Source organism: Curtobacterium sp. 9128, assembly GCF_900086645.1.
Classification (GTDB): domain Bacteria; phylum Actinomycetota; class Actinomycetes; order Actinomycetales; family Microbacteriaceae; genus Curtobacterium.
The window spans coordinates 1,601,032-1,617,381 of record NZ_LT576451.1 but is presented as its reverse complement, the minus strand read 5'-3'; the positions used below and the strand labels follow the sequence as shown (position 1 = coordinate 1,617,381).

The window sequence follows — 16,350 nt, the reverse complement described above, 5'->3', positions numbered from 1 at the left end:
CGGGAGCCGACGGCTCGACGCAATCCGAGCCTCCCCATCGGCACGGCCGGCCCGCCGCTGACGCGCGGCGCCGGAACCGGCGGCGTGGGCCCACAGACGACAGGGTGACTAGTGTCGTTGAGGTGACCAGCGCGCTCCTGACGGACCAGTACGAACTCACCATGGTCGACGCGGCCCTGAAGGACGGCACCGCCGACCGACGCTGCGTCTTCGAGGTCTTCACCAGGCGGCTGCCGGACGGGCGCCGGTACGGCGTCGCGGCGGGGCTCGGGCGGTTTCTCACGGCGCTGGCGGACTTCCGGTTCGGCGACGAGGAGATCGGGTTCCTGCGGGACCGCGGCGTGATCGACGGCGACACCGCGAGCTGGCTCGCCGACTACCGGTTCACGGGCGACATCCGGGCGTACCGGGAAGGCGAGATCTTCTTCCCCAACTCCCCCGTGCTGCAGATCGAGGGCACGTTCGCCGAGGCGGTCGTCCTGGAGACCCTCGCCCTGTCGACGTTCAACGCCGACTCCGCGATCGCCTCCGCGGCAGCCCGCATGGTGTCGGCGGCCGACCACCGGCCCCTCGCCGAGATGGGCTCCCGCCGGACCGGCGAGTGGAACGCGGTCGCCGCCGCCCGCGCCGCCTACATCGCCGGGTTCGGCGCGACGAGCAACCTCGAGGCGGGGCGCACCTGGGGCATCCCGACCATGGGCACCGCGGCGCACGCGTTCACGCTGCTGCACGACTCCGAAGAGGCCGCGTTCCGCTCGCAGCTCGACGCGCTCGGCGACGGCACCACCCTGCTCGTCGACACGTACGACATCGAGGCCGCGGTCGACACGGCGGTCCGCCTGACGAACGGTCGGCTCGGTGCCGTCCGGATCGACAGCGGCGACCTGCCCTCGGTCGTGGCGAGCGTCCGCGCGCAGCTCGACCGCCTCGGGGCGACGAACACCAAGATCACGGTGACGAACGACCTCGACGAGTACACGATCGCCGCGCTCCGGGCCGCACCCGTCGACTCCTACGGCGTCGGCACGTCGGTCGTCTCCGGGTCAGGGCACCCGGCGGCGAGCATGGTGTTCAAGCTCGTCGCACACCGCACCGGCGGCGAGGAATGGGTGCCCGTCGCGAAGAAGTCGGCGGACAAGGCGTCCATCGGCGGCCGAAAGGAAGCCGGTCGACGCCTCCGCAACGGCATCGCGACCGCCGAGGTCGTGCACACCTCCGGTGCCGTCGGCTCCGACGAACGTGCGCTCATGGTGCCGGTCGTCACCAACGGCGAGGTCGACCCGGCCTTCCTCGGGGTCCGCGGGGTCGAGGCGGCACGGGCACACCACCGAGGTGCCAAGGCGGAGCTGCCCGCCGATGCGGCCAGGATCGGTCGCGGTGACGCGGCGATCCCGACGCTGATCGTGTGAGGACTACTCGTCCTTCATCTTCTCGTAGATGGCCTTGCAGTCCGGGCAGACCGGGAACTTCTCCGGGTCGCGACCAGGGATCCACTTCTTGCCGCAGAGTGCCTTGACCGGCTTGCCGCTCAGGGCGGACTGCAGGATCTTGTCCTTCTTGACGTAGTGCGAGAACCGCTCGTGGTCGCCCGGCTCGATCGCCTCTTCTTCGAGGAGCTTCTCGAGCTCGCGGTCCATCACGTCGAGTCCGCCGCCGCCCGGTTCCGTCATGCTCATGGGACAAGGGTACGTCGTGTCGGCACGAGACGTCTCCCGCTCACTCCGCGGGTTCGGCTCACGCCGCGACGGTCTGGAGGCTCGTTGCAGGGCCGCCACGAGCCTCCAGGCCGTCGTGTGGTCGCGCGGGCGACGATGGTCGCCCGGGCGACCATCCGTCGCGTCGGCCGCTAGTTGCGCTGCGCCGCCGCCAGTAGGTCCGGACCGTGCCGGTCGAACAACCGCCCGCCGAGGAGCACCCCGACCCCGAGCACCACGACGCCGACCGCCGCACCGACGACGAGTGTCAGCATCGCCCACGGCTCCGCACCGTCCGTCAGCGCGAGCACGGCGAGGTAGCCGGCCGGAACCGAGCACAGCACGATGCCGATGATCGTCGACGACTGCGACACCGTCGACACGACGCCGGCGGCCTGGGGCTGCTGGAACGGACGGTCCCCGGGTCGCACGGTCGGGTACGGCAGCAGCACGGAGACCACGCTGGAGATCCCGAGTCCCGCGAACAACGCGGACACGCAGACCCCGACGAGCACCGGGAACGCCGTCCAGTCACCGAACAACCACGCCGACACCGCCGAACCGGCGACGATCACCGGCACGCCGACCGCCAGCACCGGGGTGAGGCGGCCGAGTCGGTCGCTCCATCCAGGAGCCCCCGACGCCACGTGCAACCACACCGCGGTGTTGTCGTACGAGACGTCGTTGTGCGGCAGGAACCCGGCGATCACCGCCATGAGCGGCAGCGGGATCAGCGCGGTCCAGTGCCACGGGACACCGGCGACGCCGAGCGGCACGACGACGATCGGCACGAACAGCAGGATCAGGTACGAGGTCCGGTAGCGCGGGTCGCGGCCCCAGTACGTCAGCGCGCGGGCGGCCACTGCGCCGGCGGGCGTGGCGCCGAGCCGATCGAACCAGCCGAGCGTTCGGTAGCGGCGCACCGTCGTCCGGTCGTCGACGGTCACGAGCATGCGGCCGACGAGTCCCCACCAGGCCCATGCGAGGAGCCCGAGGACCACCAGCGCGAGCACCAGCTTCGCGATGCCTGCGCCGACGTGGCCGGTCGCGACGTCTGCCGGCACCGCCCACGCCGCGCCCCACGGCGTCCACCCCGAGATGTCGGCGATGCGCTGCAGCTCGGCGCTCTCCGGGTCGAGCCAGTCGGCGCCCACCAGGAGCGACACCGTCGGGATGAGCAGCACGACGACCACCAGGGCCACGAGCCAGCCGGCGTCCCGCGTCGGGCGGTGCGATCCGAGCAGCCACGAGCCGACGGTGCAGCCGACGCGGACGAGCAACCCGCACGTGGCGACGACGACCAGCGCGGTGAGGACACCGAGCACGCCGGTGCCGGCTCCCCGCATCCAGGCGACCGACTGGGAGACGGCGACGATCGCGACGCCGACCACCGGGACCCCGACGAGCCCGGCGACGCCGAGGCCGATCGCCAGGTCCTTCCTGGTCACGCCGAACACCGCGAAGCGCCGCGGGTCGAACTGGTCCGCGCCGCCGACCGCGAGCGGGATGATCGTGAAGCCGACGGTGATGAGGGTCCCCACCGGCACGATGACGGCGCGCGCGGCCTCGGCATCGGCGGAGCGCAGCGCGGTGATCGCCACGGCGACGAGGACGGCAGCGACGAGGCCGGCGAGGCTCCCGAGGACGACGAGCACGGAGCGTCGGGCTCCCCCGCGGATCTCCCCCGCGAGCAGGTCGGCCCTCAGCCGGAGAAGCTGTGCAACCATTCCATGCTCTCCGCGACGACGCGGCCACCCGCGAGTTCGACGAACTTGTCCTCGAGGCTCTTGCGCCCACGGACCTGCGCCATGGTGCCCGATGCGAGCACCTTGCCGCCGACGATGATGGCCACCGAGTCGCAGGTGCGCTGCACGAGCTCCATCGAGTGGCTCGACAGCACGACGGTGCCGCCGCCCTGCGTGTAGCGCCGGAGGATCTCCGTGATGGTGGTCGCGCTCACCGGGTCGACGGACTCGAACGGTTCGTCGAGCACGAGCACGCGCGGGGAGTGGATCAGGGTCGCGGCCAGCGCGATCTTCTTCGCCATGCCGACCGAGTAGTCCGCGACGGGCCGGCCGAGCGCGTCGCCGAGGCCGAACGCCTCTGCCAGGTCGGCGCTCCTCGACCGGGCGGTCTTGCCGTCGAGTCCGCGGAGCGTCGCCGAGTAGAAGAGCAGCTGCGCGCCGGTGAGCCGGTCGAACAGGCGCAGTCGGTCGGGCAGGACCCCCATGCTGCGTTTGGCGGCAGCCGGGTCGGCCCAGACGTCGTGGTCCAGCACGGTCGCCGTGCCGGCGTCCGGACGCAGGAGTCCGGTGAGCATCGACAGGGTGGTGGTCTTGCCGGCACCGTTCGGGCCGACGACGCCGAACAGGGAGCCCTGGCGGATCTCGAGGTCGACCTCGTCCACGGCGAGCGTCTGCCCGTACCGCTTCACGAGGCCGCTGGCCCGGAGCACGACCGGCTGCTGGGCGGTCGCGGCCCCACCTCGCTTGGCAGCGGGCGTCCTTTTCTTCGGTGCTGACTTGGTCCGGACGGGAGGCTCGTCCTCCGTCCGGTCGTCGGCCTGCGGAGCGTCCGTGGTCGGCTCGGAGGCGGTGGCAGCGTCCGACTGTGGCGCTGCGGCCGCGTCCGCCGTCGCGGCCGCGTTCGTCGCCGCGGCGCCCTGCGGGCGTGTCGCGCGACCTGGGCGCTTGACGCGCGGCTTCTTCGACGTGCTCGTCGTGCTCGTCGGGGCGGCGGCCGGCAGCACGCCGGTCTCCTCGACGCGCCCGTCTTCCGCCGTCTCCCCCTCCGACGTCGTCGTGTGGTCGCTCATACCGTCCTGTCCAGGGCGGTGGTGCGCATCGCTGTCCCCCGTGTCGTCCTCGGCCACGTCGTCCCCGGCCGTCTCGTCGTCGTCTTCCGCGTCATGGTCGGCCCTGTCGGCGTCCTCGTCGAGCGCGGTCGTCTCGGTCAGCCAGGCAGCGTCGGACGTCGCGTACACGTCCTCGTCGTCCCCTGCTGCTGGCGTCACGGCCCCACCGTACCAATGCGGTCCGGACATCGGCGGGCCGCGTCCTGCAGTGTCACGAAATGACTACGAAGACGCACAGCACGTACCCCGACGGAGGGGCGTTCCGTATCATTCACCAGGGCACGACGGAGTGTTCACCACTTGGAAACCTGCTCGGACCGAACACCTGACGGGTCACCCGGCCACATCGAAGGATGCGGTCGCCGGCGACTCTCGGCGTTCTCGGATGCACTGCGAGCAGACTCGACGAGGCCCGCCCGTGCCCCAGGGCGCGCGGGCGGACACCGGAAGGGACCACCATGACCACGCAGATCGTCATCCTCGCAGCAGGGATGGGCAGCCGCCTCGGGCGCAGCCTGCCGAAGCCGCTCACCGAGCTCAGCGACGGCCGCACCATCATGCAGCAGCAGTTCGAGAACATCCGTGCGGCCTTCGGTTCGAGCGCCAGGATCACGGTCGTCGTCGGCTACAAGTCGGAGTACATCGTCGAGGCGTTCCCCGAGGCGAACTTCGTCTACAACGAGTCGTACGACTCCACGAACACCTCGAAGAGCCTCCTCCGTGCGCTCAAGGCCACCGGCAAGAGCGGCGTCCTCTGGATGAACGGCGACGTCGTCTTCGACCCGCGCGCCCTCGTCCGTGCCGCGGACATGATGGACCAGGACCGTTCGTTCGTCAGCGTCAACACCGAGAAGGTGTCCGACGAAGAGGTCAAGTACACCGTCGACGCCGAGGGCTTCATCCACAAGCTCTCGAAGCAGGTCGTCGGGGGTCTCGGCGAAGCGGTCGGCATCAACTACGTCTCCGCCGCCGACAAGCAGGCGCTCATCCACCACCTCGGTCGCGTCGACGACCAGGAGTACTTCGAGGGCGGCATCGAGGCTGCCATCGGCGAGGACGGGCTACGCTGGACGCCCATCGACATCTCCGACCTCTACGCGGTCGAGATCGACTTCGCCGAGGACCTCGAGCGCGCGAACAACCTGTTCGCCTGAGCCGCCAGCCTCCTCTCGGCGATCCCGGCCGGAAGGACCCCATGACGTCAGCGAGTGCGCCGACCGTGCCCGCGACTGCTGCCACCGCAGCGTCGCGCAGTGCCGGTCGGCGCTATCGTCAGGCGCTGTGGTTGCTCACCAAGCGCGACCTCCGCGTGCGGTACTCGACGTCCGCGCTCGGGTACGTCTGGTCGATCCTCGACCCGCTCGTGATGTCGGGCATCTACTGGTTCGTCTTCACGCAGGTCTTCCACCGCGGTTCCGTCGGTGAAGAGCCCTACATCGTCTTCCTGCTCACGGCCCTGCTGCCGTGGATGTGGTTCACCGGTGCGGTCTCCGACTCCACCAGGGCGTTCATCAAGGAAGCCAAGCTCATCCGGTCGACTACCATCCCGCGGAGCATCTGGGTCGCGCGGATCGATGCCTCGAAGGGCATCGAGTTCCTGCTGAGCATCCCGGTGCTCGCGATCTTCGTCATCGCGACCGGTGCCCACGTGCACTGGCAGGTCGTGCTCTACCCGTTCGCGATCGTGCTGCAGTGCGCGCTCGTCTACGGCCTGGGGCTCATCGTCGCGCCGCTCGTGGTGTTCTTCCGCGACCTCGAGCGTGCCGTCAAGCTCGTCCTCCGCTTCGCCTTCTACGCCTCACCGATCATCTACGGCACGAACGCCCTGCCGGACGCCCTGCGCCCCCTCGCGGCGATCAACCCGCTGACGGGCATCTTCGGCATCTACCGGTCGGCGTTCTTCCCGAAGCAGCTCGACTGGTTCGAGGTCTTGGCGTCCGTCGTGATCACCGCGATCGTGGTCATCGTCGGACTCGTCGTGTTCCGGCGCAGCGAACACCGCGTCCTCAAGGAGCTCTGATGACCGCGACCGAGTCCACGACCCAGACCACGACCGGGAAGCCGGTCATCTCGGTCCGTGACGCCGGCATCCGTTTCAAGCGGAACCGTCGGGCGAGCCGCAGCTTCAAGGACCTCTTCGGCGGCAGCAACCGACGCAAGCGCGGTGACGAGTTCTGGGCGCTGCGCCACGTCTCGTTCGACGTCCGTCCCGGCGAGGCGATCGGTGTCGTCGGGCGGAACGGCCAGGGCAAGTCCACGCTCCTGAAGCTCGTGGCGCAGGTGATGCTCCCCGACGAGGGCCGCGTGCACGTCGGCGCCGGCGTCGCCCCGCTCATCGAGATCACCGGCGGGTTCGTCGGTGACCTGACGGTGCGCGACAACGTCTACCTCACGGCGGGCCTGCACGGGATGTCCCGGGCCGAGATCCGCGACGGCTTCGACGAGATCATCGACTTCGCGGAGATCGGCGACTTCGTCGACACCCCGTACAAGCACCTGTCGAGCGGCATGAAGGTCCGCATCGCGTTCGCGGTGATCTCCCGCCTCGACGAGCCCGTGATCCTCGTCGACGAGGTCCTGGCGGTCGGCGACAAGGCCTTCCGCGAGAAGTGCTACAAGCGGATCGAGGAACTCCTGGCCGGCGGTCGGACCCTCTTCTTCGTGTCCCACAGCGACAAGGACCTCCGGCGCTTCTGCAAGCGGGGGCTGTACCTCGACAAGGGACGTCTGCAGCTCGACGGGCCGATCGAGGACGCACTCGCGAAGTACTCCGCCGACTACGGCGTCTGAGCCCGGTCGTCGGCCCCTCTCCCCAACAACCAGGCCGATCCGCCCCCGCTCCACAACCCAAGGGCCCACAGGGCACTCCGGCACCCCCAGCGTCGGACCCTCCCCCTAACCTCGCCCCCATGCACCCCGCACCAACCGCCTACGCTGTCCCGTTCGTCGTCGACCGCACGCATGCGCCCCGACGGTACGACCTCACGAACATGTCCGACGAACCGGTCGACGGACTGAGCCTCACCCACCTCGGCACCGGCTACTGCCCGCCGCTTGTCGTGCGCCGCCTCGAACCCGGTCGCAGCATCGGGATCGCGGTGTTCGGCGCCGGCCCGGAAGAGACCGGCGTCGTGATCGTCCGGTGGCGTCGTCCGGACCACAGCGAGTACCTGTGGCGGATGTCGCTGGTCGGTCCCGGCCTCGCACCGTGAACCGGACCGGGTCAGCGCTCGCCGTGCTCCTCGGCGACGCGGTGCCAGCGAGCGATGAGCCGCTCGATCGCGTCGTGGAACCGAGCGGTCGCGGTCCCGGGCGAGGTGTCGCCGAAGTACCGGGCGACCCAGTGCCGCAAGGCCGCGAGCTCCGATTCGTCGTGTGCTGCGGCGTCCACGCGAGCCACGATGTCCTCCGCGTCGGTCGTGGTCAACCAGTTCGCCGCTGCCAGGTACCCGCGCTCGTCGACGTCGGCATCCGCGGAACGGGGCCGCGTGACGATCAGGGGCTTGCCGACGGCGAGCCGGTCGTAGATCATCGCGCTGATGTCGGTGATCGCGACGTCGGCGTCCGCGAGCTGCCAGCCCAGCTCCGGTCCGTCGTCGTACACGTGGTGCGCGCCCGGGTCAGCGGTGTTCGCGGCGGCGATGGCGGCGATGATCCGCTCGTGCGCCGCCTTGTAGTCGGCGTCCAGGACGCCGCTCCGCGGGTGCGGTCGGTAGACCAGACGGTGGCGGGGCGAAGCGAGCACACGATCGGCGATGGTCGTGCCGTGGCTCGAGATCGACCCGTAGGCGGCCGCCGGACGATCGCCTTCCCAGGTCGGGGCGTAGAGCACGACGGTGCGGTCGTCGGACGGGTACGGCGGCTTCCCCGCGAAGTGGTCGGCCTGAGGGCGGCCGATCGCGATCGCCCTGCTGTCCAGGTCGTAGTCCCACAGGGCCTCGGCGAGTCGGTCACGGGCGGCGTCCCCGGCGATCAGGGCGTAGTCGTACGCCTTGAACTGGTTCGTCGTCATGTACATCTTGTCGCTCTCGCCGTGGTTGACGAAGACATGCCACATCCGCCCGTACCGCATCATCTGGAAGTTGCGGGCGTTCTGGTTGACGTACAGCACCACCTTCGGCGCCTGCTCGTCGACGAAGCGTTCCAGGTCCACGACCTGTCGGGCGTAGACAGCGGTCACCGGCGCCTCGTCGAGCAGTGTGAGCATCGTCCCGGGGTTCCGGGAGATGATCGCCACCGGGTGCGTCTTCGACAGCTCCTCGAGCGGGGCGTACCACTGACGGACCTGGTACATGTTCACGGGCCCGTCGGCGAAGTACACCGCGATCTCGATGGTCCCGGGCGCCAGCGGCGGTTCTGCGGCCAGACGTCGGGCGAGCGTCCGCCGGTGCCCGCGGGCGCGCAGGAGCCGGCGTGCGAGTCGGACGGCCGTGCGGGCGTCGTTGATGATCGGCATGCTGCCTCTCTCGTCGAGTCGGTTGTCGAGTCTCGTCGGTCCTCGGGCTTCGCGTCGGCCGGGCAGGGTCAGACGACGGGCGGGGTCAGACGACGGGCGGGCGGCCGGCGAGCGTCATCCGGCCGATCGTCAGCCATCCCATCGGGCGTGCGGGACCGCAGTCGTTCGCCCAGCCTTCGCGGACGCCGCCGAACCACACCCGCAGCCGTGCGGGGTGTCGCCACCAGCGTGCCACCTGGATAGCCGCCCACGACCCGACGTACAGGGGGCGGAGCGGCGCGGGCAGGTTGCGGCGGGCCAGCCAGACGCGGTTCCTGGCGTTCAGGCGGTAGTACTCGCTGTGCCGCGCCGGGTCGATCGCGGGGTGGCTCACGACCAGGTCCCCGGCGTACCAGGTCCGTCGGCCGGCGTCCCACACCCGCCACGCGAGCTCGATGCCCTCGTGCGCGTAGAAGTACGGCGCTCCCCATCCGCCGACGACGCGGTACACGTCCATCGGCAGGATGACCGCGCCCTCCCACACCGAGAACACCGGCGACGACTCGGCGGGGTCGCCCTTCCGGATCCGGGGCACCCAGCGCCGCGGGTTCGCCGTCCCGGTCGGGTCGACCACGCGCGGTTGCACGAGGCCGAGCGACGGATCGCGTTCGAACAGGCCGATCGCATCGCGCAGGAAGGTCTCGGAGGGGATGGACGCATCATCGTCGAGGAAGAACACGTAGTCGCCGTCGACGACCTCGGCGCCGGCGTTGCGTCCGGCCGGGATGCCGACGTTCTCCGGGAGCGCCAGCGCGCGGACGCCCTCCGGAAGACCGTTCGGCTCCCAACCGTTGCCGACGCAGACGACGTCGAGTTCCACCCCCTGCTGGGCGAGCACGCTCTCCAGCCCACGGCGCAGGTCGTCCGGTCTGGTGCCCTGCGACAGGCTGACCACCGCCACCCGCGGCCGTTCGCGATGCGCCACCGCGTGGCGTCGGAGTGTGCCGGGCGTCACGCGCGCACCCGCTTCGACGAGATGATCGCGACGAAGTGCCCGAACGTCGCGATGACGGCGAGCGGCAGGAGCGCACCGACGAGGATCCGGTCGACGAGCGGGTGCCCGACGGCCAGACCGATGAGCGCGAACACGAACGCCAGCATCGAGAGCTCGACCGAGTGGTACAGCCGGTGGAACGGCAGGAACCGTGCGACCCGGCGGAGCGACGCGAGACGACGCCCGGACGGAGCGGTCGAGGCGTCCCGGCGGTCGACGAGCTTCTCGAGCCCGGAGTTCGCACGGGCCACGTGCACCATGTCGTTGAGCGCCTTGTTGAGCACGATGACCAACCCGAGCGCGCAGCCGATCGTCGTCCACATCCAGTCGGCGCCGTGGATCGGCCACGTGGCAGCGCGGACGCCGAGCGCGATCGGGATGAGTCCCTCGGTCGTGTAGTGCCCGACCTTGTCGAGGAACACGCCGGCGGGCGAGCGTGTCCCGCGCCACCGTGCGACCTCGCCGTCCGAGCAGTCGACGAGCATCTGCAGCTGACCGAGCACGAGCGCGAGTGCTGCGCCCCAGATCCCGGGGATGAGCAGGGCGGCCGCGACCGACCACCCGACCAGGATCATCAGGCCGGTGACCTGGTTCGCGCTGATCCGCGTCTTGAGGAGCACCCAGGTCAGGTATGGCGAGACGTCACGCAGGTACAGCGAGGCGGTCCAGTGCTCGGCGTTCGCACGCGACCGGACCTCGTCCGGCTGGGCGACCGCGCGCAGTTCCGCGATCGATTTCGGGTGCGCGTAGCCGTGCTCGGCGGGCTGGTCGTCGGTCATGGGGTCACCGTCCGGTGTGGGTCGTCAGCTCGGAGGTCCGCGTCAGGAACCCGACGATGAACCCGACCCCCCAGCCGATGTGGATGCACGGCAGCACGACGAGCAGCCATGCCCGGGTGGCCGCGTCGGAGCGTCGCGCGACCACGAGGGCACCCACGACGACGAACAGCAGGTAGACCGCGGGGACGACGAACCCGAGCAGTGCCCAGGCGGCGCCACCGTGCACCGCAGCGCCGATGATGCCGACGATCCCGGCGACGATGCCGAGCCCGAGGCCGGCGACCATGGCCGGCGGCACGAAGTAGCGGATGCCGTTGCCCGCCGGGAATCGGCGTGCGAGTTCGCCTCGCCAGAGCCCGGTCGCGACGAACTGGCGGATCAGGCGCTTGAGGCTCGGCCGCGGACGGTAGGTCACGACGAGCTCCGGCGTGAACCAGACGGTCCCCCCGGTGGTGCGCAGCCGCCGGTTGAGCTCCCAGTCCTGCCCACGCTTGATGCCCTCGTCGAAGAGCCCCACCGCGAACAGCCGGTCGCGCTTGAAGACACCGAGGTAGGCGGTCTCGGCCGGACCCGCCTGGCCGCCGACGTGGTGCGGGGTCCCGCCGAGACCGACGCGGCTGCCGTAGGCGAGTGCGACCGCCTTCTCGAACGGCGTCCGTCCCTCGGCGCGCATGATGCCGCCGACGTTGTCCGCGCCGGACTCCTGCAGCGTGCGCACGGCGATCCGCGTGTAGTCGCGGGGCAGGACGGAGTGTGCGTCGACGCGGACGACGATCGGGTGCTCCGAGGCGCGGATGGCGACGTTCAGGCCGGCCGGGGTGGACCCGACGGCGTTCTCGACCGCACGGATTCGGGGGTCGGCTGCGCTCATCTCGGCGACGAGCTCGTTCGTGCCGTCGATCGACGGGCCGAGGGCCAGGACGACCTCGAACGGCCCCTCGTAGTCCTGGTCGAGGAGGCTCGCGACGGCTGCACGGACCTCGGTGACCTCGTTGAGGACGGGCATCACGTACGAGACGCCCGGCAGGGGCTGTCCGTCTGTCTGCATGCGTTCCTCGGGGTCCTGGCGGTGAGCGACCTGAAGCCTATCAACTGCCCAACCAGCACACCTGCGGACCACCCCGGCGCCGAGCGGGCGAAATACCCGGGCCCGCCGAGCGCACCACCGCGGTATTTCGCCCGCTCGACCGGACGCGGACGTTCCGCACCCCGCGACGCGCGCCGAGCGGTGGCGGGACCACGGACGGACGGGAGGCGCGGTGCCAGCTGGCACCGCGCCTCCCGTCCGTCCGTCCCTGCGTCAGCTCTTGCTGTCGTAGGTCCCGAGCGTCACGTCCGCCGTGCGGGTCTCCCCGTTGCGGACGTAGGTGATCGTCGTCTTCGCGCCACCCGCGAAGTAGCGGACCTGCGCGGTCAGGTCGGTCGCGTCCGAGATGGTCGCGTCACCGATCTTCGTCACGACGTCGCCCTTCTGCAGGCCGGCGGCTGCGGCGGCGCCACCGGACGAGACGGACTTGATGAGTCCGCCCATCTGGGTCGCCTTGGCGTCCTCGTTCGCGTCACCGACGGTGGCACCGAGGAGCCCGTGGGTCGCCGATCCGTTGTCGATGATCTCGTTCGCGACGCGCTTCACGAGGTTCGACGGGATCGAGAACCCGACGCCGATGCTGCCGGACTGGGAGCTCGACGAGTCCGTGCTGCCCGCGCTGGCGATCGCGACGTTGATCCCGATGAGCTTGCCCTTCGAGTCGAGCAGCGCACCGCCGGAGTTTCCGGGGTTGATCGACGCGTCGGTCTGGATGACCGGGAGGGACACCGTGGTGCTCGCCCCGGAGCTCGATCCGTTGTCGCCGTTGCCCCAGAAGTCGAACGGGCCGCTGCCGTTGTTGCCCTGGCCCTCGTTGGAGTCGCCGCCGGCGTTCGGATCGCTCGACGTGACCTGGATGCTGCGGTTCAGCGTCGAGACGATGCCGTCCGTGACGGTGTTCGACAGGCCGAGCGGCGCACCGATCGCGACCGCGGTGTCACCCACGTTGAGCTTCGACGAGTCCGCGAACGACATCGGCTTGAGGCCGCTCGCGTCGATCTTGATCACCGCGAGGTCGACCGTCGGGTCCGTGCCGATGAGCTTGCCCGGGTAGATCTTGCCGTCCGACGTCGTCACCTGGATGGTCCCGCTGGAGCTGTCGCCGTCGAGGGTCACCACGTGGGTGTTCGTGACGATGTAGCCGTCCTTGCTGAGGACGACGCCCGAGCCGGTGCCGGCTTCGCTCGAGGACGACACGTTGATCGTCACGACGGAGGGCGTCGCCTGCGCGGCCACGGCGGTGACGACCGTCGCGGAGTTGTAGTCGTTGACGGTGAGGTTGCCGCCGCCGTTCGAGCTCGACGAGCTGGAGGTGGTGCTGCCGCCGTTCGACGTCGCTGCGACCCAGCCGCCACCGGCTGCACCGCCGACGAGCGCGCCGACGATGAGGCCGCCGACGACCGGCAGGACGAGCTTGGAACGGCCCGACTTCCGCTTCGTGGTGGTGTCGGTACCGGCCGCTGCTGCACCGCCGGCAGCGCCGCCGAAGTAGTAGCCGTTCGTGCGCTGCTCCGCGCCGTCGGTGTCACCGAAGGAGCTCGAGGTCGGCGCGGGAGCCGAGGTGTTCGCCGCCGGCTGGCCGTAGGCGGAGGTCGGCGCCTGGGCGGAGCCCTGCTGCGCGTACTCGCCGTACCGCGGCTGCTGGCCGTACTGACCGGCCTGCCCGTACTGGCTGTTCTGGCCGTACTGACTCGTCTGGCCGTACTGACCATCCTGGGCGTTCTGGCTTGCCTGGCCGTACTGACTGTTCTGGCCCGTTTGGCCGTACTGACCGTCCTGGCCTGTCTGGCCGTACTGGGTCGTCTGGCCGTACTGACCTGCCTGGCCGTACTGACCTGCCTGACCGTTCTGGACTGTCTGGCCGTACGGTGCCTGCTGGCCGTACGGAGCCTGCTCGCCGTACGCTGCCGTCGGCTGCTGGCCGGTCTCACCGTCCGACTGCCGGGACGCGGGCGCCGCGTACGCCGAGTGGTCCTGCCCGTAGCCGCCCGACGTCTGCTGGGTGTCCTGGGTCGTCGGGTACGGCGCGGTGTACTGGCTCGTCGGGTGCTCCGAGGCGGGGAACTGCTCCGTCTCGCTCGCCGTCGACGCCGGTTCGATCACGTCGGTGTGGTCCGCGTCGCGGTGCGCGCTGGTCTCTGCTTCGCTCGGCGTCGACGCTCCAGCGTCGCCCGCCTGCTGCGCGACGTCGTCGGCGCCGACCCCTGGGGTCGTGTCGTCCTGACGGTCGTCGTCGCCGTGCCCGTTGGGCGTGGTGTCGGTCATGCTGGACGTGCTCCTTTCAAGCTCGTGCAGTCTGTCGCACGCACCTGGGCGGTCATCCTGACAGGGCTGCGAGTGCCCTATGGCGATCTTATGCGTCAGCTGTGGGCAGGATCTCGGGACGGTCCTCGGGGACGCACTAGGTTGGGGTCCGTTCAGCGGCACAGCGCGTCGAAGGGAACCCCATGCGGCACTCAGGACCATGGTTGCGAGCAGCGGAGGGCGCCATGCTCCTCGGCCCGGACGGCACACCGGCGCCGACGGTCTTCGCCGAGATGAGCGCCCTCGCCGCCAGCACCGGAGCGATCAACCTCGGGCAGGGGTTCCCGGACGAGGACGGTCCGGCCGAGGTGCTCGACGCCGCGGTGCGCGCGATCCGCGACGGCGTCAACCAGTACCCACCGGGCCGCGGGACCACGGACCTCCGGCAGGCGATCGCCGAGCACCAGCAGCGCTGGTACGGACTCGACGTGGACCCCGACCGAGCGGTCCTGGTCACCGCCGGGGCGACGGAGGCACTGGCCGCGACGCTCCTCGCCCTGGTCGAGCCCGGGGACGAGGTGATCACGTTCGAGCCGTTCTACGACGCGTACGGGGCGCTCATCGGGCTCGCCGGGGGCACACACGTCACGGTCCCCCTGACCGCACCGGACTTCCTGCCGGACGAGGACACGCTCCGTGCCGCGTTCTCCGACCGGACCAGGGCCGTCCTGGTCAACACGCCGCACAACCCGACCGGACGGGTGCTCCCGACCGAGGTGCTGCAGACGATCGTCGAACTCGCCGAGCGGTACGACGCCGTCATCGTCACGGACGAGGTCTACGAGCACCTGACGTTCGTCGTCCCGCACGTCCCGATCGCGACGCTCGACGGCGCCCGGGACCGCACCGTGACGATCTCCAGCGCTGGGAAGACCTTCAGCACCACGGGCTGGAAGATCGGCTGGCTCACGGCTCCCCCGGCACTCGTCGACGCGATCACGTCGGTCAAGCAGTTCCTGACGTTCGTCAACGGCGCCCCGTTCCAACCCGCGGTCGCCGCCGGACTCCGGCTGCCGGACGCGGTCTTCGCCGGGATCGCCGCTGACCTCTCGGCGAAGCACGGCGTGCTCGCATCCGGGCTCACGGCCGCCGGCTTCGACGTCATGCGCCCGGACGGCGGGTACTTCGTCATCGCGGACACCGCACCGCTCGGGTACGACGACGCCCGTGCCTTCTGCATGGAGCTCCCGGCACTCGCCGGGGTCGTCGGCGTCCCGGTGTCCGCGTTCGTGCGGCCCGATCGCTCGGCCGGCTACCGGTCGCTCGTGCGGTTCGCGTTCTGCAAGCGACGCGGCGTGCTCGAGGACGCGGCCGCACGGCTCGCGGGCCTCAGCGAGCCGTCACGTCGTACCGGCGCAACGCCAGCGAGGGGTTGACCCGCCTGACCTCGTCCGTGACGGCGGTGTCGACCGTCGCCACGAGCAGGCCGGGCTTGGAGCCGAGCGCCGCCGTGGCGACACCGGCGGGATCGAGCACGACCGAGCCACCGATCCCGACCGGCGGAGCCTGTCCGACGCCGACGACCCAGACCGTGTTCTCGATCGCGCGGGCGGTCAGCAGCGTGCGCCAGTGGTGTTCCTTGCCGGGACCGCGGACCCACTCCGCCGGCAGCAGGACGACGTCGACCGGGACCACCGCCAGCCGCCGCGTCACCTCGGGGAACCGCAGGTCGTAACAGGTCTCCAGACCGATGCGCACGCCGGCGACCTCGAACACCGGCAACTGCGCGGGGTCGCCGGGCTCGATGCGGTCGGACTCCCGGCACCCGAACGCGTCGTAGAGGTGGACCTTCCGGTAGGTCTGCAGCACCGCGCCGTCCGCGCCGATCGCGACGAGCGTGTTCCGGAACCGGTCCACCCGGTCTGATCGCTCCGCGACCCCGACGACGACGGCCACGCCGGTCTCGCGGGCGACCTGCTGCAGGCCCTGCACGAACGGGCCGTCGAGCGGCTGCGCTGCGGCGACGAACCGGTCGTCGATCTCGGCGGTGAAGTACGAGGTGTACTCGGGCGTGACGAGCAGGTCGGCTCCGCGGGCCGCGGCGTCGACCGCCGCCGCACGGACCGTCTCGAGGTTCGCCGTCGGGTCGTCGACCGGGGCGAACTGTGCTGCTGCGATCGTCAGGATGGTCACGGTGCCAGGC

At 70.6% G+C, this 16,350-nt stretch carries 15 protein-coding genes; 6 read left to right on the top strand and 9 right to left on the bottom strand.

Annotated elements, in window-relative coordinates; genetic code table 11:
- Window positions 1-104: 104 nt before the first annotated feature.
- Complete coding sequence (locus QK288_RS07845) at window positions 105-1,409, top strand: nicotinate phosphoribosyltransferase (RefSeq protein WP_281267245.1); 1,305 nt, start codon at window positions 105-107, stop codon at window positions 1,407-1,409.
- Window positions 1,410-1,412: 3 nt separating this feature from the next.
- Here QK288_RS07845 and QK288_RS07840 read toward each other — a convergent pair whose 3' ends face one another.
- From QK288_RS07840 to QK288_RS07830, 3 genes are all read right to left on the bottom strand, one after another.
- A complete protein-coding gene (locus QK288_RS07840; protein ID WP_281267244.1) occupies window positions 1,413-1,676 on the bottom strand; it encodes a DUF3039 domain-containing protein in 264 nt (87 codons plus the stop codon).
- A gap of 170 nt (window positions 1,677-1,846) precedes the next feature.
- Complete coding sequence (locus QK288_RS07835) at window positions 1,847-3,421, bottom strand: ABC transporter permease (RefSeq protein WP_281267243.1); 1,575 nt, start codon at window positions 3,419-3,421, stop codon at window positions 1,847-1,849.
- Entirely contained in the window at window positions 3,397-4,707 is a 1,311-nt protein-coding gene (locus QK288_RS07830) for an ABC transporter ATP-binding protein (RefSeq protein WP_281267242.1), read from the bottom strand. The genes QK288_RS07835 and QK288_RS07830 overlap by 25 nt, the downstream gene beginning before the upstream one ends.
- A 299-nt stretch (window positions 4,708-5,006) precedes the next feature.
- On the opposite strand from QK288_RS07830, the gene QK288_RS07825 reads away from it, so the two are divergent.
- From QK288_RS07825 to QK288_RS07810, 4 genes are all read left to right on the top strand, one after another.
- Window positions 5,007-5,702: a phosphocholine cytidylyltransferase family protein gene (locus tag QK288_RS07825; protein WP_281267241.1), complete on the top strand. Its 696-nt coding sequence runs from the start codon at window positions 5,007-5,009 to the stop codon at window positions 5,700-5,702.
- A 41-nt stretch (window positions 5,703-5,743) separates the two neighbouring features.
- The gene (locus QK288_RS07820; RefSeq protein WP_281267240.1) at window positions 5,744-6,568 is read left to right on the top strand and encodes an ABC transporter permease; all 825 of its coding nucleotides are present in this window, start codon (window positions 5,744-5,746) and stop codon (window positions 6,566-6,568) included.
- Window positions 6,568-7,338: an ABC transporter ATP-binding protein gene (locus QK288_RS07815; protein ID WP_281267239.1), complete on the top strand. Its 771-nt coding sequence runs from the start codon at window positions 6,568-6,570 to the stop codon at window positions 7,336-7,338. Before QK288_RS07820 ends, QK288_RS07815 begins: the two co-directional genes overlap by 1 nt.
- Window positions 7,339-7,457: 119 nt before the next feature.
- Window positions 7,458-7,760 (top strand): hypothetical protein, encoded by a 303-nt coding sequence (locus QK288_RS07810; protein ID WP_281267238.1) that lies wholly within the window; start codon window positions 7,458-7,460, stop codon window positions 7,758-7,760.
- Window positions 7,761-7,771: 11 nt separating this feature from the next.
- Here the strand turns inward: QK288_RS07810 and QK288_RS07805 are convergent, their stop codons facing one another.
- The 5 genes from QK288_RS07805 to QK288_RS07785 all read right to left on the bottom strand — a co-directional run bounded on the left by QK288_RS07805 (window position 7,772) and on the right by QK288_RS07785 (window position 14,168).
- Window positions 7,772-9,004 carry a CDP-glycerol glycerophosphotransferase family protein gene (locus QK288_RS07805; protein ID WP_281267237.1) on the bottom strand — a complete coding sequence of 411 codons (1,233 nt, stop codon included), beginning with the start codon at window positions 9,002-9,004 and terminating at the stop codon, window positions 7,772-7,774.
- Between the two features lie 85 nt (window positions 9,005-9,089).
- Window positions 9,090-9,998, bottom strand: a complete 909-nt coding sequence (locus QK288_RS07800; protein ID WP_281267236.1) for a glycosyltransferase — start codon at window positions 9,996-9,998, stop codon at window positions 9,090-9,092.
- A complete protein-coding gene (locus tag QK288_RS07795) occupies window positions 9,995-10,816 on the bottom strand; it encodes a CDP-alcohol phosphatidyltransferase family protein (protein ID WP_281267235.1) in 822 nt (273 codons plus the stop codon). The genes QK288_RS07800 and QK288_RS07795 overlap by 4 nt, the downstream gene beginning before the upstream one ends.
- A gap of 4 nt (window positions 10,817-10,820) precedes the next feature.
- Window positions 10,821-11,864: a glycosyltransferase family 2 protein gene (locus QK288_RS07790; protein ID WP_281267234.1), complete on the bottom strand. Its 1,044-nt coding sequence runs from the start codon at window positions 11,862-11,864 to the stop codon at window positions 10,821-10,823.
- A 252-nt stretch (window positions 11,865-12,116) separates the two neighbouring features.
- Window positions 12,117-14,168, bottom strand: coding sequence for a trypsin-like peptidase domain-containing protein (locus QK288_RS07785; protein WP_281267233.1), 2,052 nt, complete (start codon window positions 14,166-14,168; stop codon window positions 12,117-12,119).
- Between the two features lie 182 nt (window positions 14,169-14,350).
- On the opposite strand from QK288_RS07785, the gene QK288_RS07780 reads away from it, so the two are divergent.
- Complete coding sequence (locus QK288_RS07780; RefSeq protein ID WP_281267232.1) at window positions 14,351-15,583, top strand: aminotransferase class I/II-fold pyridoxal phosphate-dependent enzyme; 1,233 nt, start codon at window positions 14,351-14,353, stop codon at window positions 15,581-15,583.
- Here the strand turns inward: QK288_RS07780 and QK288_RS07775 are convergent.
- A complete protein-coding gene (locus tag QK288_RS07775; protein ID WP_281267231.1) occupies window positions 15,537-16,340 on the bottom strand; it encodes a carbon-nitrogen hydrolase family protein in 804 nt (267 codons plus the stop codon). The genes QK288_RS07780 and QK288_RS07775 overlap by 47 nt on opposite strands.
- Window positions 16,341-16,350 lie beyond the last annotated feature (10 nt).